Source organism: Streptomyces sp. NPDC001450 (assembly GCF_053597295.1).
In genome coordinates this window covers 120,601-137,816 of sequence record NZ_JBSFHY010000018.1, presented here as the reverse complement: position 1 = coordinate 137,816, position 17,216 = coordinate 120,601, and the positions used below count along the sequence as shown (strand labels likewise).

The window sequence follows — 17,216 nt, the reverse complement described above, 5'->3', positions numbered from 1 at the left end:
CGCCCTCGAACGCCGGACGCGCTGACAGCGCAGCTCACGGCTGCGTCGTCTCCGACTCCAGGCTCTCCCGGGTGGCCGGACCGTACACGCCGAGAGGGTCGTCGGTGATGCCCCGGGCCCACTGGTAGGTGCGCACCGCGTCCTCCACGGAGCCCGTGAAGACGCCGTTCACCTGGTCGTCGTAGAGGTTCAACTGCTTGAGGCGGAGCTGGAGTTCCGTGACCTCGGGACCCTGGTCGCCGCGCCGCAGCACCGGCGCGGAGGCGGTGGGCGCCGCGTTCGGGGTGCCCCTGACCGTCGTCGAGGGGGTGGGGGAGGCGGAGGGGGACGGGCTGTAGGAGCGGGTGGGGGTCGGAGAAGCGGACGTGGCCGTCGGGGTCGGGGTCGGGTCCGGCGACGGGGGCGCGGGCGGTGAGGAAGGGCGGGGCCGGGCGGGTGGCGCGGGGGCCGATGAGGTGCCCGGTGTCGTCGAGTCCGGGACGCTCGGGCGAACCTCCTGGGCCGCCCGGTCCCGGGCCGGCGGGTGGTACGAGAACAGCCCGCTCGCCATGCCGGCCGCCGCCACGACCGCGATCGCCGCACCCGCGACGGACAGCAGGACCGTACGGCGGGAACGGCGCCGGGGCTCCTCGTCCGGCGGGCTCGCCTCGGGCTCGTGCGGTGGCTCCTGCTCGAAGAGGCTCAGGTCGGCGGCGCTCGCGCCGGGCATCGGGCGCAGGGGAAGAGTGGCCTCGACAGCCGGCACCGGGCGCGTCTGCGCCGCCGCGCCCTCGTCGGAGGCGTCCGCGCCCGCGTCCGCGACCTCGACGTACGGGCGGATGCGCAGCGGGTTGAAGTCCTCCGCCGCTGCCGCCTGCGCCGTACGCTCCTCGCGCAGGGCGTCGGACGCCCGCTGGGTGCAGTCGCAGGACGGGGTGTTGTCCGCCCCCCTCGGCGCCCCGCATTCCGGGCAGGTGTGGCCCGTCGGTTTTGTCACGCGTAAGTCCCCTCCCCTCGGGAACTCCCGAGTTTATGCAGACGTCCTCCACATCCGCCGAACCGGGACACGCGGCAAACCGGCCACAGAGGGACCTCAACAGGCCATAAACGGCCACACCGCCGAGGATGGTAGGAGTGCACCCGAGATCCCGGGAGGTCTCCATGCCCCTGGACACGCACGACGCGGCGAAGGGGATGAAGGCCGCCGAGCAGGTCCCCGGCAACGTCCTCGTCTCGATCGGTGCCCTGCTGCTCGGACTGCTGCTCGCCGCGCTCGACCAGACCATCGTGTCCACCGCGCTGCCCACCATCGTCAGCGAGCTGGGCGGGCTGGAACATCTGTCGTGGGTCGTCACCGCCTATCTGCTCGCCGCGACCGCCGCCACCCCGCTGTGGGGCAAGCTCGGTGACCAGTACGGGCGCAAGAAGCTGTTCCAGACCGCGATCGTGATCTTCCTCGTCGGGTCCGCGTTGTGCGGCATGGCGCAGAACATGCCGCAGTTGATCGGCTTCCGGGCGCTGCAGGGGCTGGGCGGCGGCGGGCTGATGGTGCTGTCGATGGCGATCGTCGGCGACATCGTGCCGCCGCGTGAACGCGGGCGCTACCAGGGGCTGTTCGGAGCCGTGTTCGGTGCGACCAGTGTGCTCGGGCCGCTGCTCGGCGGGTTGCTCACCGAGCATCTGAGCTGGCGCTGGGTGTTCTACGTCAACCTGCCCGTCGGCATCGTCGCCCTCGCCGTGATCGCCACCGCCCTGCACATCCCGCGCCGGGCCGCCCGCCACGTCATCGACTACCTCGGCACCTTTCTGATCGCCGCGGTCGCCACCTGCCTGGTGCTGGTCGCCTCCCTCGGCGGTACGACGTGGGCGTGGGGCTCGCCGCAGATCATCGGGCTCGCCGTGCTGGGCGTCGCCCTCGCCGCCCTGTTCGTCGCCGTCGAGCGGCGGGCCGCCGAACCCGTCCTGCCGCTGGGGCTGTTCCGCATCCGCACCTTCACCCTCGCCGCCGTCATCAGCTTCATCGTCGGCTTCGCCATGTTCGGCGCGATGACCTATCTGCCGACCTTCCTCCAGGTCGTGCACGGCATCTCGCCGACCATGTCCGGCGTGCACATGCTGCCGATGGTGATCGGCCTGCTGCTGTCCTCGACCGCCTCCGGGCAGATCGTCAGCCGCACCGGCCGCTGGAAGGTCTTCCCGATCACGGGCACCGCAGTCACCGCCTTCGGCCTGCTCCTGCTGCACCGGCTGGACGAGCACAGCTCGACCGCCGAGATGAGCGTCTGCTTCTTCGTGTTCGGCCTGGGCCTCGGCCTGGTCATGCAGGTACTCATCCTCATCGTGCAGAACGCGGTCTCGTACGAGGACCTGGGCGTCGCCACCTCCGGCGCCACGTTCTTCCGCTCCATCGGTGCCTCCTTCGGCGTCGCCGTCTTCGGCACCGTCTTCGCGAGCGGTCTCGGCGACAAGCTCGCCGACGCCTTCCGGGGCGTGCGCCTGCCGCCCGGTGTCTCGGCCGACTCGCTCCAGTCCGACCCGCGCGGCATCGCCGCCCTGCCGGCCTCGCTGCGCCCGGCGGCCCTGCACGCGTTCTCGTCCTCCATCACCGACGTCTTCCTGTACGCCGCCCCGGTCGCCCTCCTCGGCTTCGTGCTGGCGTGGTTCCTGAAGGAGGACCGGCTGCGCGGCTCGGTCACCGCGCCGGACGTCTCCGAGACCATCGCGCCCAACCCGGTCGAACGCTCCTCCTACGACGAGGTGTGCCGCGCGCTGTCCGTGCTCGGCACCCGCGAGGGACGCCGCGAGATCTACCGGAAGATCACCGAGCGGGCCGGGTACGACCTGCTGCCCGCCGCCGGCTGGATGCTGCTGCGCATCCGCAGGTACGGCTCGGTGGAACCGGGGCAGCTCGCCGAGCGCACCGACGTCCCGGTGCAGGCCGTCCTCGCCGCCGAACGCCAGCTCGAGGAGCGGCACCTGGTCGCCCGCTGGGGCCTGGACCTGACGCTCACCGAGTCCGGCCGCGAGGTCGCCGAACGGCTCGCCGAGGCCCGCGAGGAGTCCCTGGCCGAACTGCTCGGCGACTGGTGGCAGCCGGGCCGCTCCACCGACCTGGTCCAGCTGGTGAAGGAACTCACCGGCGAACTGTGCGGCTCGGAGCGCGAGCGGCCGCGTGACGGGGCGGCGACCGAGCTCAGCTGACGGTCTCGGGGGCCGACAGGTCCTTGCGGAACCAGTGTTCGGCGTACTGGTCGTCGTTGTGGGGCCCCGTCTCCGTGTAACCGAGGCGGGCGTACAGGGCGCGGGCCTCCACCAGGTCGCTGCGCGTGTCGAGGATCAGCCGCCGGGCACCCAGGGCGCGGGCGGCCTCCTCGGCGGCGGCGACCAGGAGCGCGGCCCCGCCCCGGCCGCGCATCCCCTCGTGCACGAACACCCGGGTGAGTTCTGCCGTGTCCGCGTCGAGCAGCCGTACGCCCGCCGAGCCGGCCGGCGCACCGTCGTACCGGGCGATCAGCAACCGCCCGGCGGGTGGGGCGAGTTCGGCGCCGGTCGCGGCCGCGATCTCACGCTCCAGCTCGTCCGGGTCGGTACGGTGCCCCTCGTGCAGGAGGTACCAGCGGTCGCTGACCTCCGTGTAGTACGCCCGCCACAGTGCGGCGGCGGCCGGGCAGTCGTACGGTTCCGGGGTGATCGTCCAGGTCATGCGGGCCATTCTCGGGCGCCGTCGCGGACCCTCCGCAAGCGAATATGGGTGACCTGCGGCGAGTCCAGCACCCGCGTCCCGCGCCACTCGATGTGCTCCTCGCCGAGGTCGCCCGGATCACCGGACAGCCGCCGGCCGCCTCCCGGGCCGGTTCCAGGGCGCGCCGCGGACCCCAGGTCTCCTCACCCCCGCGTCACCCTTGTGCCGAACGGGCCGCCGCGGAATCGACACGCCGGTCGCGGGAAATTCCGCAGACTGTCCGTCGTGAACCGAACCGACCGTCTCTACGCCCTGGTCGAGGAGCTGCGCGCCGCTGCTCCCCGGCCGCGCAGCGCCCGTGCGCTGGCCCGGCGCTTCGAGGTCAGCGTCCGCACCATCGAGCGGGACCTGCTGGCCCTGCAGCAGTCCGGGGTGCCGATCCACGCCGAGCCGGGCCGCACCGGCGGGTACGTCCTCGACCGGGAGCGCACCCTGCCCCCGCTGACCATCACCCCGGCCGAGGCGACCGCCCTGGCCGTCGGGCTGCACGCCCTCGCCGGGACGCCGTTCGCGGCGGACGCGCGCAGCGCGCTGCACAAGATGCTGGCCGTGATGCCCGGCCGGGAGCGGCGGGCGGCGGCGGAACTGGCCGGGCGGGTGCGGCTGCTCGTACCGGCCGCGCGCCCGGCCCGGAGCGCCGAGCCGGTGGTGCCCGCCGTGCTGCGGGAGGCGCTGTCGGCGGGGAAGGTGCTGCGCCTGGAGTACGCCGACGCGGCGGGCGCCGCCTCCGCCCGCGACGTCGAACCGCTCGCCTTCCTCGGCGGCGAGGAGCACTGGTACCTGGCCGCGTGGTGCCGGCTGCGGGACGCCCCGCGCGGCTTCCGCCTCGACCGCATCCGTACGGTCACGGCCCTCGACGAGCGGGCCCCGGAGCGCGCCGTCGACCTGGCCGCGCTCGACACCCTCGGCTCGGACCTCGTCCCCCTCGGCGAGCTGGGAATGTGACGGCAATCACCGACAGGGGGGTGTCGCGGGCGGGGCGGAGGCTGGTGCCCGTTCCGATCAGCGAGACCCACACCGGAGGCACCAGTCATGACGACCACGACATCCCCGACGGCCGGCACCCTCACCCCCACCACCGGCAGCACCCTCTTCGACCGCTGGACCGCCCTGTGGAACGGCGACTACAGCGACCCGGAGGCCTTCCTCGCGCCCGACTTCCGCATCCGCTTCGGCAACGACCCCGACAACGCGGCCACCGACGAGATCCACGGCCCGGCCGGCATCGTCGCCTTCATCTCCGCCTTCCGCACGGAAAGGCCGGGGCTGAGGTACGCCGTCGAAGGGACCCCGCTGGTGGACGGTGCCCTGGGGCAGGCCGCCTGCCGCTGGTACGTGACCGGGCCGGGCGGGGTCCACAAGAGCGGGATCGACCTGTTCGAGGTGGTGGACGGGCGCATCGCGACCGTGTGGTCGGTGACCGGACTGCGCCGCTTCGCGCCCTGACGGCCGTTTGTGGCCCGCCTGCCGGGGTCACCCGGGGGGAGAGACGGCCGAAGGAGAGGTGGGCCATGGTCAAGGACTGGGAGACCGGGCCCGTGCGGCCCGCACCCGCTGCGGAGGGCCTGACGGCGGATGCGCGTGGGGAGCAGGCCCCGGGTAGTGTCACGCCGCATCGGGAGGCCGGCGCGGTGGACGACGAGATGCCCGAGGACGGGCTCGGCGTGCCCTCCCCGGGTGAGATCACCGGACGTGAGGCGGCGACGACGGAGGGCCGGGCGGCGGACGCCTGGCCGGCGCCGCCCGGACCGGAGGGCATCGGGCTGCGGGTCCCGCTGCTGCCGCACGCGGAGCGGGAGCAGTGGGAGACCCGGCTGCTGCAGACGGCCGCCGGGTTCGTCGACGCGCCGCGCGCCGCGGTCGAGGAGGCCGACCGGGAGCTGGAGGAGATCGCCACGCGGTTCACCGAGGCCGTGACGCGGCGCCGCCGGACCCTGCGCATGTCCTGGCAGGAAGGAGTGGAGAGCGACACCGAGCAGTTGCGCCTGGCCCTGCGGGACTACGAGGAGCTGGCCGGACGCCTGCTGCACTTCTGACCTGCTATCCCGGCGACCCCGGAACGTCCCCCGTGGCGGCAGCCCTCCGCTGCCGCCACTCCCGTACGACCTCCTCGACGTCGTACGGCTTCTTGCCCAGCGGCGGTCCGGGCGGCGGCTTGAACATCATGTCGCGGATCTTCACGTTGACGTCGGTGATGATCTTCCGGACGATCCGCTCCGAGGGCGCCGCGTAGGCCGCCGCGAGCGCGTCCTCGGCCTCCTTGCGGAGCGCCAGCGCCGGGGGCAGCACCGCCAGCCCCTCGCGGGCCATCTTCCGCTTGACCCACCACAGTTCGTCGTACGTGGAGTCGACGTCGGCGGGCAGCGGCTCGCCCGCGCCCCGCAGATGATCGAACTCCCCCCGCTGCTGGGCGACGCGGATCTGGTGATCGACCCAGGACTCGAACGGGACACCCGGTGGCTTTCGCTCGGTCATGAACCCATTGTGCCGGACGCGGCCCGGCCGGGCGTTTTATCATGCGGCGGCGGTGCACGCAGACACCGCACAAGGACGTTTCCGACGTCTCAGCTTCTTCGGGTCCTCCAGGGGGAACGCACGTGCTCGAACTGACCATGGCCACCGTCTCCGGGGCCGACGCGGGCGCCACGGCCGGCATGATGATGGCCGACGCGCCCAGCGAGCCGGGCGCCGTGCTCCGGGTGGGCCGGGACGCGTCCGTGTGCCGGCTGGTCACGCCCGAGGACTGGCTGTTCGTCTCCCGGGTCCACCTGGAGTTCCTGTGCGGCCCCGACGGCGGCTGGCAACTGTCCTGGCTGCGCGGCTCGCAGGCCGAGCCGTCCGCCGAAGTACGGCTGATCGTCGGCGAGTACGCGCAGACCATCGCCTACGGCGGGGTCGTGACGCTGCCGCGCGGCGGCTCCGGCGAGGTCATCGTGCAGGACCGCACCGCGCCGCGCAGCATCAACGTGGGCTTCTACCACGAGGCGTGAGCCCCGGCCCGCAACGGTCCGGTGGCTGTCAGCCCAGAACCCGGGCCAGCGCGAAGCCGTCGTACCCCTTGCTGCCCACCGTCTGGACCGCCGTGCCGGTCAGCCTCGGGTGGGCGGCGATCAGTTCGATGGCGGCCCGGGTGCCGACGATGTCCGGATCGGTGCTGTCGGCGTCGGCGATCCGGCCGCCGCGCACCACGTTGTCCACGACGATGAGGCTGCCCGCGCGGGAGAGCCTCAGCGCCCACTCCACGTAGTGCCGGTTGTTGGCCTTGTCGGCGTCGATGAAGACCAGGTCGAAGGGGGCCGGGTTCTCGTCGGCGAGCTTGGGCAGCGACTCCAGGGCCGGGCCCACCCGCACCTCCACGATCCGGTCCAGGCCCGCCCGGGCGATGTTGCGGGTCGCCACCTCGGCGTGCTTGGCGCTGTACTCCAGCGAGATCAGCCTGCCGTCCTCCGGCAGGGCACGGGCCAGCCAGATCGTGCTGTAACCGGCGAGCGTGCCGATCTCCAGGATGTTGCGGGCACCCTGGATCTCGGCGAGCAACTGGAGGAACTTGCCCTGGGGGGCAGTGACACCGATGGGCGGCAACCCCGCGGCCTCGCTGTCGCGCAGGGCCGCCTGGAGTACGTCGTCCTCCGGTGAGAGATGGCTGGTGAAGTAGAAGTCGACGTCGTCCCAGAACTGCGACCCGCTCATCGCCTGCTGCCTTTCCCGAGTGTCCCCTCGAGTCTCTTCCCGAGGTTCCTTGGCTACACCTTGCATGGTCTCAGCCCAGCGGCACGGACGGGGGCAAGGGCGGTGGGGAGTGCACGGGCGGCGGGGGAGTCACCGACCGTCGCGAGCGTCGTACGACGACCAGCGCGACGACTGCGAGCACCGCCGGCACCCCCCCACCGACAGTGATCAGCCACGCCGGGATCCCGGCCACCTCGCGCAGCCGGTCCTCGTAGATCACGTTCTGGACCCGGGTGTCGACGGCCGCGCGGCGCAGCTCGTGGTCGCCGGAGATCCGGGCCGGGTCCGGGAACTGCTGGGTCAGGGCCGTCAGGTACGGCGTCCCCTTGGCGAGCCTGCCCAGCGTGCCGCCCGGCTTGTCGAGACGGCCCGCGAACACGACCTCGGGCTGCACCCCGCCGATCGTCGTGCGCGTCGCCATACGGTGGGCGGCGAGCACGTACAGGCCGAGGGACTGAGGGGTGCGGGCCAGGCGGGACAGGCGCATCGGGTAGACCGCGCGGTCGCTGGCGAACGTGAGGTGGAGCGGGTCGAGGGCGCCGTAGAGCGGGGTGTGCGAGGCCTTCGGGGCGAGCCGTACGGCCACGTACTCCCAGTTCCGGTCGACGTACGGCTGCAGTGCGGTCCTCAGCCTCGCCGGGAACGTGAAACCGTGCTCGTGCAGCCAGGTGTCCAGCGCGGCCGGGTCGGTCGCGGTCAGCCGGGCCACGTCGAAGGGGCCCAGCCGCTGCCGGCCGACCACGCCGACGCCGCCCGCCGCGGGGGGCGGGGCCGCGCCGACGGCCTCGTCGTGGCTGTCGAAGGGCCAGTCGCCGTTCTCCGGCCAGAAGTGGTACCGGGTGCGGCGCACCGGGGCCGTGGCGGCGGCCAGCTGGTCGAAGAGGGCCGGGTCGCCGAGGCGGACCGTCGCCCGGTGCGGGACCGGCATGATCCAGGCGGCGCGGTCGGCGTCGCCGCCCACCGTCAGCCGCATGACGATCTGCTCCTGCCGGCCGTCCCAGCGCAGTACGGACTGCTCGCTGGAGACGGCGATCCGCTGCGAGGGGTAGGGGACCATCGCGCCGCACCCGCAGGCGTAGGCGGGGGCGATGAACCAGCCGAGCTGTACGCCGAGAAGGGCGAGGACGACTGAGAGCAGGCGGGCGCGTTTCACGGGGCTACAGACGGCACCGGTGCGTGATCGGTTCCGCCGCTGGGGCCGGCCGGGGGCGGGTCTCGCTCACCCGCGCCGACGGGGTGCCGCTGCGCCTGAGCAGGGGACCCCCATCGCCCCAGAGGCACGACTGCCCGCAGCTACGTGGGGACGCCGGGCCGCTGCTGGCTGCGGCTGTGCGAGCACCTTGCGGCCGACGGGACTGCAACTCCCCCGGGGGCGCGGGGAACTGCGCGACCAGCTCCCGCGGACCCGCACTCAGGCGACCACCCGCAGCCCAACGGCGCTTACCCCGCCGCTTCGACCGACGGTGCCGAACCCGGCAACGGCCGCCCCGCCGACTCCGCCATCCGCCACACCGCGAACCCGCCCACAACAGCCGCGGCCATCATGTAATAAGCGGGCATCATCATGTTCCCGGTAGCACCGATCAGCGCCGTGACGACCAGCGGAGTCGTCCCGCCGAACAGGGACACCGAGACGTTGAACCCGATGGACAGGGAGCCGTAGCGCACCCGGGTCGGGAAGAGAGCGGGCAGCGCGGCCGGCATGGCCGCCGTGAAGCAGACCAGGAGCAGACCCAGCGCCCCCATACCGAGCGCGACGGCGAGCAGGCTGCCCTGACGGATGAGCAGAAGAGCCGGGACGGACAGCAGCAGGAAGCCCGCGCAGCCCGCCGCGATCACCGGGCGGCGGCCGACCCGGTCGGTCAGCGCACCGGCGAACGGCTGCACGATCATCATCAGCGCCATCACACCGAGCACGACCAACAGCCCGTGACGTCTGCGTGGGCCTAGGGGCACTTCGCCCGATTACGTGGCGTACGCGAATCGATGCAGAGTGCACCTGAATGCGCTGTACCCAGCAACGTGTGCCCGCTCCCGCGGCCGTAACCGTGCCCCCGACTGTGATCCTTGTCGCGCCCGGCTGCGGCAACCTGACACTCTCGGCGATTGGGTGAGCTCCCGGGGGGCGGTGATTGGAAGACTTGGGCCAGGGTGCGCAGGAAAGAACCAGGTCAGGCGATGGAGAGGCGGTCGGGGGCGGACCGAATCTGCCAATTACCCCGCTCCTGTGACGGATCCGCTATGGAGAGCAACGCGTTCCTCGGTTGGACTACAACCGCTGAATGATCGTCCCGGTCGCCAGCCCACCGCCCGCGCACATCGTGACCAGCGCGAACTCCTTGTCGGTGCGCTCCAGTTCGTGCAGGGCGGTGGTGATCAGCCGGGCCCCGGTCGCCCCGACCGGGTGCCCGAGCGCGATCGCGCCGCCGTTGACATTGACCTTCTCCAGGTCCTGCTCGAACACCTGAGCCCAGCTCAACACCACCGAAGCGAAAGCCTCGTTGATCTCGACCAGGTCGATGTCCTTCAGGGACATGCCCGCCTTGCCGAGCACGGCCTTCGTGGCGTCGATCGGCCCGTCGAGGTGGAAGTGCGGGTCGGCGCCCACCAGCGCCTGGGCCACGATCCGTGCCCTCGGCTTCAGCTTCAGCGCGCGGGCCATCCGCTTCGAGGCCCACATGATGGCCGCGGCGCCATCCGAAATCTGCGACGAGTTGCCGGCGGTATGAACCGCCGTCGGCATCACGGGCTTCAGCCCCGCCAGCGCCTCCATCGACGTGTCCCGCAGCCCCTCGTCCTTGTCGACAAGGCGCCACATGCCCTGCCCGGCGTGCTGCTCCTCCTCGGTGGTGGGCACCTGCACGGCGAAGGTCTCCCGCTTGAAGCGCTCCTCCGCCCAGGCGTGGGCCGCCCGCTCCTGCGAGAGCAGGCCCAGTGCGTCCACGTTCTCGCGGGTCAGCCCGCGGTGCCGGGCGATCCGCTCGGCCGCCTCGAACTGGTTGGGCAGGTCGACGTTCCACTCGTCGGGGAAGGGCTTGCCCGGGCCGTGCTTGGAGCCCGAGCCCAGCGGTACGCGCGACATGGCCTCGACGCCGCAGCTGATCCCCACGTCGATCACGCCCGCCGCGACCATGTTGGCCACCATGTGCGAGGCCTGCTGCGAGGAGCCGCACTGGCAGTCGACGGTCGTCGCCGCCGTCTCGTACGGCAGTCCCATGGTCAGCCAGGCCGTGCGCGCGGGGTTCATCGACTGCTCGCCGGCATGGGTCACCGTGCCGCCGACGATCTGCTCGACCGCGTCGGCGGGGATGCCGGTGCGGCCGAGGAGTTCACGGTAGGTCTCGCCCAGGAGGTAGGCGGGGTGCAGATTGGCGAGCGCGCCGCCGCGCTTGCCGATCGGGGTGCGTACGGCTTCGACGATCACGGGTTCGGCGGCCATGGGTGCGGGTCCTCTCCGAGAGGGCTCTCCTCCAGAACTAGAACGCGTACTAGTTCTCTGTGCAGTCTGCTGACGTGATGTCCATCACCGCAAGGGTCTTGCAGGTGTCGAAGTCGCGATCTGCACGAACTCCGCACGGATTGGGGGTGCCGTACCCCTTGCCAGTTTTAGAACCCGTTACTACGTTCACGGCACTTGCTGATGGACCGTCAGATGGCTGGGAGTCGCCCATGCACTGCCCCGCGCTGCCCGACGGGTTCGACTTCACCGACCCCGACCTGCTGCACCACCGTGTGCCCCTCCCGGAGTTCGCCGAGCTGCGCCGCACCGAGCCGGTCCGCTGGATCCCGCAGCCGCACGGCCTGGCGGGCTTCGCCGACGACGGCTACTGGGCCGTGACCCGGCACGCGGACGTCAAGTACGTCTCCACGCACCCCGAGATCTTCTCCTCGACCCTCAACACCGCGATCATCCGCTTCAACGAACACATCGAACGCGACGCGATCGACGCCCAGCGGCTGATCCTGCTGAACATGGACCCGCCCGAGCACACCCGGGTGCGTCAGATCGTGCAGCGCGGCTTCACGCCCCGCTCCATCCGCGCCCTGGAGGAGCGCCTGCGGGCGCGCGCCGGGGCGATCGTCGAGGCGGCCCGCGCCCGATCCGGCCCCTTCGACTTCGTCACCGAGGTCGCCTGCGAACTGCCCCTGCAGGCCATCGCGGAGCTGATCGGCGTGCCGCAGGAGGACCGGTCCAAGATCTTCGACTGGTCCAACCGGATGATCGCCTACGACGACCCCGAGTACGCGATCACCGAGGAGGTCGGCGCGCAGTCGGCCGCCGAGATCATCGCCTACGCGATGAACATGGCCGCCGAGCGCAAGCAGTGCCCGGCCCACGACATCGTGACGACACTGGTGGCCGCGGAGGACGAAGGCAACCTGAACTCCGACGAGTTCGGCTTCTTCGTGCTGATGCTGGCGGTGGCGGGCAACGAGACGACCCGCAACGCCATCACCCACGGCATGCACGCCTTCCTCACCCACCCCGACCAGTGGGACCTCTTCAAGCGCGAGCGCCCGGCGACGACGGCCGAGGAGATCGTCCGCTGGGCGACCCCGGTCAACTCCTTCCAGCGCACGGCCACCCAGGACACGGAACTCGGCGGGGTGCACATCAGGAAGGGCGACCGGGTCGGCCTCTTCTACGCCTCCGCCAACCACGACCCGGAGGTCTTCGCCTCGCCCGACGCCTTCGACATCACCCGTGACCCCAACCCCCACCTCGGCTTCGGCGGTGGCGGCCCCCACTTCTGCCTCGGCAAGTCCCTGGCGGTCCTGGAGATCGACCTCATCTTCACCGCGATAGCCGCCGCCATGCCGGACCTCCGCCTGGTCGGCGACCCCCGCCGGCTCCGCTCGGCCTGGATCAACGGCGTCAAGGAACTCCGGGTCACCACGGCCTGACCCACCGGTCGGGGCCGACGGCTCCCGACGCCGCCGGCCCACCCCGAGGGGGGCAGGAACACCCCGTCCCCCGGTTCCTGCCTCCCCCGACATGGATCCCACGGACCCTGCTCTGCACCGACAAGTACCCAAGTTCAAACTCCCGTTCGGTGACAACGCTGGAGTCCGGGCCGGATGGATCGCCCTGGGGCGGCGATCCCGGTCACCGGGGGAGTGCGCACGTGGGGAATCGGGCGGCGAGACACGGGGTGCTCGTCATGATCGCGGCTGTTCTGGTCGCAGGGTGCGGAGACGGGCAGGGGCGGCCGAGCACGACCGGGGCGGCCCGGGCGCGTGCCTCTCATGCCGCGGATGGAGCGCCGCTGAGCCTTCGTCAGCTCAAGACCCTCACCTTCCGCGACGGAGAAGTGCCTCAGGTGCGGGGCGGTGAGGTTCCGTTCGAGCCGAGCCGTGCGGAAAAGGGCGGCGGGGGCAGGACGTTCCCTCCGGTGTCGGATCCGGCGTGCCAGGTCGTGATCGACGCCCGTGACGCGAAGGGGTCGTTCGCCCAGGTCGCGCAGATCAACTGGAAGAACAGCATCTGGCCGGGCAACTCGACCCCCGCGTCCTACGAGGGCGGGAAGACCGGCACGGCCTTCGGGCGTCTTCAGGGTGGGCTGAAGACCTGCCGGTCCTACACCGGCACCGGTTGGGTCGGCCCGTACAAGGCGCAGTTGACGCCTGAGAAGGCGCCCCGCCTGGGGGACGAGGCCGTGCGTTACCGGCTCGCCATCCCCATGCCGGAGGACCGCCGGCTCAACCAGTGCCAGTACACCGTGGTGCGAGTGGGCTCCGTAATCGTCACCTTCAAGGCACAGGACCTCGGCGAGCACGCCTCGTTCCCGGCCGACCTGATCCGGAAACAGGTCGAGCGGCTCAGCGCCGCGCAGCGCAATCGGTGAAGTCAGCACAGCCTTCCGAGTGGTCGGCTACAGGACCGCTTCCGTGGATCCGCTGTTCAGATACGTGAATCCATACTTCTCCCGTGCCTGCTCCCATTCGGCATAAGTTGGTTCCGTCTGCTCTCCCCCCGGAGTCTCCAGAGAGGCGACCAGTGGTGTGATGGGGGTGCTGCCGTCCTTACCCAGCACCCACCACAGAGTGATACGCCTGGGTCTTCTCGTGAAGTTCAGGATCTGATTGCTGTAACGGACGGGCACCTGGTACCTGACGTAGTCGGAATCGGCGTCCGCCCCCGCGTAGTCCGTGACCCACTTGGGAACGTTCTCTCCCTTGCCGGACCATGAGTAATAGGTGACCGGGGCGGCGTCGTAGGTCATTCTGTCCTTCCTCAGCAAATAGGCCTCGCTTTGGACCTGGACGGCCCGGAACGTCTGGGTGGGCAATTCGATGGTCTTCTCTTGTACGTACTTTTCGCCGGGATTCAACTCGTAATCACCGAGCGTCTGGAGCAGTCCGATGCTGACGGTGTAAGGCTGCGGCTTGTCGGCATACGTATGCAGATCGGTCAGTGCGTCAGTGTCTATGTCCTTCTCCCACTGCTTCAGTTTTCTGGGTTTCTGGTAAACCGACTTCCAGTCGAGCCCGGTGAGCGAGTAGCTCGCCCCGACCAGGTACGCGGCTACCTTGCCGGTGTTCTCCAACTGGAACGTCACCGGCACATACGTGGTGACCTCGTCTTTGTGAATAGCTCCGATCTTCGCGGAGATGATGACCGTCATGGGAGACGAATAGGGCTCGTAGATCTGCGAGTAGACGAAGTTGGCGGCGGTGATAAGCGCGGTGAAGGAGACAACGGCCGCGAAGTTGCGTCGAAAAGTTATTTCCCGCCACGCTTGCCGGCGATGAAGGAGATCCCAGAGTGCCCAGCACGCCCACGCTATGAGGGCGAGCCAGAGCCAGAGCCAGAGCGTGTACTCCCCGATCTGAACCGTCAGAAGGAGCAGGCCGGCAGCCAGTACGGCCAGTGCTCCGAAGAGAGTGATCGCGGTCGTGTACTTCGTTCCGCGTCCGAGGAGCCTGTCCACGACGACGCAGACGGCCGCGGCGAGGGCCGTCAGTCCCGCGGCGACAAAAAGGCCCCCGGCAAGCCGGCCGGCGTAGGACAGTGCATGAATGATGTCCTGCCGTCCCAAGCAGATGAGCACGGCCGAAGCCGTGACGAGGCCGACGAGCATGAGGGCGCCGGATATCTTTCCGCGGAGATTCGCGAGAGGGCTGAGTCCCATGGCGCCATGCTCATGCCCTACAGCTCGGTGCGCCCGGGGTACTAGTCCGAACAGTCGAGTCACTCCCGGCCCGACGCCACCACCGCCAGCAGGCCCGAGGCGAGCGCCGCGAGCAGCAGCGGAATGCCCAGGCCGCGGTGGAGCACCAGCCAGGCGCCGAGGGCGGCGCCCGCGAGCATCGCGATCACCGACGCCGTACGGCGCGGGGAGCGGTGGCCCGTGGCGTCGCCGAGGCGGGACTCGGAGGCCAGGCCGGTCAGGGTCATCGTGAGGACCGTGGTCGTCAGGTCGGGGATGCCCAGTTTGCGGACGGTCGCGTTGCGCAGGCCCATCGCGAACGCGGTGAGGGCGATAAGCGCGTAGCGGGTGTCGGTCGTGTCCGGCCAGGTGAAGGCCACCGCCGCCGACACGCCGATCAGGAGTGTCTCCGCCACCAGGGTCAGCCGGGCCCACCTGCGCCGCGAGCCCTTGCCGTACCGGGCCGCCACCCGGCCGCCGGCCACCGCGCCCAGCAGGAAGGCGGCCAGCGAGGTCGCGGTGTGCGGGACGGAGAAGCCGGGCGCGCCGGCCGCCGCGAAGCCGAGCACCACCACGTTGCCGGTCATGTTGGCCGTGAAGACTCGGCCCAGGCCCAGATAGCTGACCGCGTCGATCAGGCCGCTGACCACGGTCAGCACCAGGAGTACGACCACCAGCCGCACCCCGCGTGCCTCCGGGTCGGGCGGGGGCGGTGACGGCGTCGTCATGCTTCCTCCGGTCAGCCGGACGGACAGGGTGGTGACAAGTCCACCACGGGCGCGGGGGACTCTCGGATGCCCCGGCGAAGCGTGCGTCCGTAGCGTTCGGGACATGACAGAGGACACGCGCAAATCAGCGGAAAAGCAGCCCGGTTGGCGTATGCGGAAGGGGGGTGCGGTCGCGGCCGTCGCGCTGCTCGCCGGCATCGCCGCCGCACCGGCCGCGGTCGCCGGGCCGCGCGGCGGCCATCGGGGAGAGGTGGCGTCCGTCGTGCCGGTCGCCCGGCACAGCCGTGCCGAGGTCGCCCGCGGCCTCCAGGAACTTCGGGTGGGGACCGATTCGCTGCGGTACGGCGTCCGTGCGTACCGGGTGACGTACCGGACCGTCGACCCGTACGGGCGGCCCACCACCGCCACGGGGCTGCTGACCCTTCCCGAAGGCGGCGGCCGCACCCTCGACCTCGTCTCCGACACGCACGGGACCATGACCGACCGCGCCTACGCGCCCTCCGTCGCGGAGGACGCGCGGGCGCAGTCGTATCTCTTCGCCTCGGCCGGGCACGCCGTCGCCGCGCCCGACTATCTGGGGCTGGGCAAAGGGCCGGGCCGCCACCCGTACATGGACACGCGGTCCGCCGTCACCGCCTCGGTCGACATGCTGCGGGCGGCCCGGACGGCGGCGGGGCGACTCGGGCGCACGGTGAACGGGGATCTTTACGCGACCGGCTTCTCGCAGGGCGGGCAGGTCGCGATGGCCGTGGGGCGGGCGGTGCGGCACGGGGACGCGCCCGGATTCCGGCTGAAGGCGCTGGCGCCGGTGGCGGGGCCGTACGACCTGGCGGGGACCGAGGTGCCCGCGCTCACGGACGGGCGGGTCAACGACATCAGCGGGGTGCTCTACATCTCCTACTTCCTCGTCGCGCAGAACCGGCTGCACCCCATGTACAAGGACCCCTCGGAGGTGTTCCGGGCGCCGTACGCGGACCGGGTCGAGGGGCTCTTCGACGGGCGGCACGAGGAGGAGGACATCGTCCGGCAGCTCGCCCCGAACGTGCGGGAGCTGCTGACGGACGACTTCTACCGGCAGCTCACCCGGCCGACGGGCGCCTTCCGCGAGGTGCTGCGGGCCAACGATCACACCTGCGACTGGAAGCCCGACGTGCCGGTGCGGCTGTACGCCGGCGACAACGACACCGACGTGCCGATCGGCAACGCCCGGACATGCGCGCGCACCCTCGCCGAGCAGGGGGCGAGGGTGCGGGTGCTGGATATGGGGCCCGTCGACCACGGGGGGTCGTACCGGGCGGCGCTGGCCGGCATCGCGCGCTTCTTCGGAGGCGCGGTGGCCTAGCGCGGGGTGGCCTGGGGCCGGGTGGCCCGGGGCCGGGGGGCCGGGAGCCGGGTGGCTCAGTACCAGCCGTTGGCCTGCCAGAAGCTCCAGGCCTGGACCGGGCTGCCGTAGCGGGAGTTCATGTAGTCCAGACCCCACTTGATCTGGGTGGCCGGGTTGGTCTTCCAGTCGGCACCGGCGGAGGACATCTTCGAGCCCGGCAGGGCCTGGACCAGGCCGTAGGCGCCGGAGGAGCTGTTGGTGGCGGAGGGGTTCCAGCCACTCTCGTGCTCGACGATCTTGCTGAAGGCGTTGAACTGCGCGGCGTCCGGGATCATCTTGTGCGCGATCGCCTGGGCGGCGGAGGCCTGCGTGGTGGCGGCCTGGGCGGGCGCCGCGGTCAGGGCCAGACCGGCGGTGGCGGCGGCCACGGCGGCGGCGGTGAGGGCCTTCTTCGGGGAAGCGATGCGGCGGATGAAGGAGACGGACACGGAGAACCTCTTACGTCGGGGACAGGAGATCGCCTGTATGTCGCAGCCCCGTGTGTGGGGGCCTGCCGCATACGT

The 17,216-nt window shown here is 71.3% G+C and carries 17 protein-coding genes and 1 pseudogene; 8 read left to right on the top strand and 10 right to left on the bottom strand.

The genetic code is table 11. From position 1 onward, the window contains the following. Positions 1-34: 34 nt before the first annotated feature. Positions 35-976: a peptidoglycan-binding domain-containing protein gene (locus ACWC5O_RS21575; RefSeq protein ID WP_450588909.1), complete on the bottom strand. Its 942-nt coding sequence runs from the start codon at positions 974-976 to the stop codon at positions 35-37. Between the two features lie 164 nt (positions 977-1,140). Between ACWC5O_RS21575 and ACWC5O_RS21570 the strand changes: the two genes are divergently transcribed. Continuing rightward, positions 1,141-3,180 carry a DHA2 family efflux MFS transporter permease subunit gene (locus ACWC5O_RS21570; RefSeq protein ID WP_450588910.1) on the top strand — a complete coding sequence of 680 codons (2,040 nt, stop codon included), beginning with the start codon at positions 1,141-1,143 and terminating at the stop codon, positions 3,178-3,180. Here the strand turns inward: ACWC5O_RS21570 and ACWC5O_RS21565 are convergent. Next, positions 3,173-3,691, bottom strand: coding sequence for a GNAT family N-acetyltransferase (locus tag ACWC5O_RS21565; protein ID WP_450588911.1), 519 nt, complete (start codon positions 3,689-3,691; stop codon positions 3,173-3,175). The genes ACWC5O_RS21570 and ACWC5O_RS21565 overlap by 8 nt on opposite strands. 255 nt (positions 3,692-3,946) lie before the next feature. Between ACWC5O_RS21565 and ACWC5O_RS21560 the strand changes: the two genes are divergently transcribed. The 3 genes from ACWC5O_RS21560 to ACWC5O_RS21550 all read left to right on the top strand — a co-directional run bounded on the left by ACWC5O_RS21560 (position 3,947) and on the right by ACWC5O_RS21550 (position 5,757). Next, entirely contained in the window at positions 3,947-4,666 is a 720-nt protein-coding gene (locus tag ACWC5O_RS21560) for a helix-turn-helix transcriptional regulator (protein ID WP_450588913.1), read from the top strand. An 87-nt stretch (positions 4,667-4,753) separates the two neighbouring features. Further along, positions 4,754-5,167, top strand: coding sequence for a nuclear transport factor 2 family protein (locus tag ACWC5O_RS21555; protein WP_450588914.1), 414 nt, complete (start codon positions 4,754-4,756; stop codon positions 5,165-5,167). Between the two features lie 65 nt (positions 5,168-5,232). Continuing rightward, positions 5,233-5,757, top strand: coding sequence for a hypothetical protein (locus tag ACWC5O_RS21550; protein ID WP_450588915.1), 525 nt, complete (start codon positions 5,233-5,235; stop codon positions 5,755-5,757). A 4-nt stretch (positions 5,758-5,761) separates the two neighbouring features. On the opposite strand, the gene ACWC5O_RS21545 is transcribed toward ACWC5O_RS21550, so the two are convergent. Further along, positions 5,762-6,196 carry a DnaJ family domain-containing protein gene (locus ACWC5O_RS21545; RefSeq protein WP_450588917.1) on the bottom strand — a complete coding sequence of 145 codons (435 nt, stop codon included), beginning with the start codon at positions 6,194-6,196 and terminating at the stop codon, positions 5,762-5,764. A gap of 122 nt (positions 6,197-6,318) precedes the next feature. Here ACWC5O_RS21545 and ACWC5O_RS21540 point away from each other — a divergent pair, with 122 nt between their 5' ends. Further along, positions 6,319-6,711, top strand: a complete 393-nt coding sequence (locus tag ACWC5O_RS21540) for a hypothetical protein (RefSeq protein ID WP_450588919.1) — start codon at positions 6,319-6,321, stop codon at positions 6,709-6,711. A gap of 28 nt (positions 6,712-6,739) precedes the next feature. Here the strand turns inward: ACWC5O_RS21540 and ACWC5O_RS21535 are convergent, their stop codons facing one another. The 4 genes and pseudogenes from ACWC5O_RS21535 to ACWC5O_RS21520 all read right to left on the bottom strand — a co-directional run bounded on the left by ACWC5O_RS21535 (position 6,740) and on the right by ACWC5O_RS21520 (position 10,889). Next, the gene (locus ACWC5O_RS21535) at positions 6,740-7,411 is read right to left on the bottom strand and encodes an O-methyltransferase (RefSeq protein ID WP_450588920.1); all 672 of its coding nucleotides are present in this window, start codon (positions 7,409-7,411) and stop codon (positions 6,740-6,742) included. A gap of 70 nt (positions 7,412-7,481) precedes the next feature. After that, positions 7,482-8,603: a DUF2330 domain-containing protein gene (locus tag ACWC5O_RS21530; protein ID WP_450588921.1), complete on the bottom strand. Its 1,122-nt coding sequence runs from the start codon at positions 8,601-8,603 to the stop codon at positions 7,482-7,484. Between the two features lie 287 nt (positions 8,604-8,890). Continuing rightward, positions 8,891-9,382 (bottom strand): annotated as a pseudogene (locus ACWC5O_RS21525) (MFS transporter); the annotation flags it as partial. Positions 9,383-9,719: 337 nt separating this feature from the next. Continuing rightward, positions 9,720-10,889 (bottom strand): steroid 3-ketoacyl-CoA thiolase, encoded by a 1,170-nt coding sequence (locus ACWC5O_RS21520; RefSeq protein ID WP_450588923.1) that lies wholly within the window; start codon positions 10,887-10,889, stop codon positions 9,720-9,722. 230 nt (positions 10,890-11,119) lie between these two features. Here ACWC5O_RS21520 and ACWC5O_RS21515 point away from each other — a divergent pair, with 230 nt between their 5' ends. Beyond that, the gene (locus tag ACWC5O_RS21515) at positions 11,120-12,355 is read left to right on the top strand and encodes a cytochrome P450 (protein ID WP_450588924.1); all 1,236 of its coding nucleotides are present in this window, start codon (positions 11,120-11,122) and stop codon (positions 12,353-12,355) included. Positions 12,356-12,843: 488 nt separating this feature from the next. After that, the gene (locus tag ACWC5O_RS21510; protein ID WP_450588926.1) at positions 12,844-13,296 is read left to right on the top strand and encodes a hypothetical protein; all 453 of its coding nucleotides are present in this window, start codon (positions 12,844-12,846) and stop codon (positions 13,294-13,296) included. Positions 13,297-13,323: 27 nt separating this feature from the next. Here the strand turns inward: ACWC5O_RS21510 and ACWC5O_RS21505 are convergent, their stop codons facing one another. After that, complete coding sequence (locus tag ACWC5O_RS21505) at positions 13,324-14,583, bottom strand: hypothetical protein (RefSeq protein ID WP_450588928.1); 1,260 nt, start codon at positions 14,581-14,583, stop codon at positions 13,324-13,326. A gap of 59 nt (positions 14,584-14,642) precedes the next feature. Next, positions 14,643-15,329: a YoaK family protein gene (locus ACWC5O_RS21500; protein WP_450588929.1), complete on the bottom strand. Its 687-nt coding sequence runs from the start codon at positions 15,327-15,329 to the stop codon at positions 14,643-14,645. Between the two features lie 103 nt (positions 15,330-15,432). Between ACWC5O_RS21500 and ACWC5O_RS21495 the strand changes: the two genes are divergently transcribed. Continuing rightward, entirely contained in the window at positions 15,433-16,671 is a 1,239-nt protein-coding gene (locus ACWC5O_RS21495; protein WP_450588931.1) for an alpha/beta hydrolase family protein, read from the top strand. A 56-nt stretch (positions 16,672-16,727) separates the two neighbouring features. Here ACWC5O_RS21495 and ACWC5O_RS21490 read toward each other — a convergent pair whose 3' ends face one another. Then, positions 16,728-17,141, bottom strand: coding sequence for an aggregation-promoting factor C-terminal-like domain-containing protein (locus tag ACWC5O_RS21490; RefSeq protein ID WP_450588933.1), 414 nt, complete (start codon positions 17,139-17,141; stop codon positions 16,728-16,730). Between the last annotated feature and the right edge of the window lie 75 nt (positions 17,142-17,216).

Bases quoted from the DNA above. Each gene is read 5' to 3' on its own strand.
- ACWC5O_RS21570 (WP_450588910.1), top strand. From the start codon at position 1,141: ATGCCCCTGGACACGCACGACGCGGCGAAGGGGATGAAGGCCGCCGAG.
- ACWC5O_RS21565 (WP_450588911.1), bottom strand. From the start codon at position 3,691: ATGGCCCGCATGACCTGGACGATCACCCCGGAACCGTACGACTGCCCG.
- ACWC5O_RS21555 (WP_450588914.1), top strand. From the start codon at position 4,754: ATGACGACCACGACATCCCCGACGGCCGGCACCCTCACCCCCACCACC.
- ACWC5O_RS21550 (WP_450588915.1), top strand. From the start codon at position 5,233: ATGGTCAAGGACTGGGAGACCGGGCCCGTGCGGCCCGCACCCGCTGCG.
- ACWC5O_RS21545 (WP_450588917.1), bottom strand. From the start codon at position 6,196: ATGACCGAGCGAAAGCCACCGGGTGTCCCGTTCGAGTCCTGGGTCGAT.
- ACWC5O_RS21535 (WP_450588920.1), bottom strand. From the start codon at position 7,411: ATGAGCGGGTCGCAGTTCTGGGACGACGTCGACTTCTACTTCACCAGC.
- ACWC5O_RS21520 (WP_450588923.1), bottom strand. From the start codon at position 10,889: ATGGCCGCCGAACCCGTGATCGTCGAAGCCGTACGCACCCCGATCGGC.
- ACWC5O_RS21515 (WP_450588924.1), top strand. From the start codon at position 11,120: ATGCACTGCCCCGCGCTGCCCGACGGGTTCGACTTCACCGACCCCGAC.
- ACWC5O_RS21505 (WP_450588928.1), bottom strand. From the start codon at position 14,583: ATGGGACTCAGCCCTCTCGCGAATCTCCGCGGAAAGATATCCGGCGCC.
- ACWC5O_RS21500 (WP_450588929.1), bottom strand. From the start codon at position 15,329: ATGACGACGCCGTCACCGCCCCCGCCCGACCCGGAGGCACGCGGGGTG.
- ACWC5O_RS21495 (WP_450588931.1), top strand. From the start codon at position 15,433: ATGACAGAGGACACGCGCAAATCAGCGGAAAAGCAGCCCGGTTGGCGT.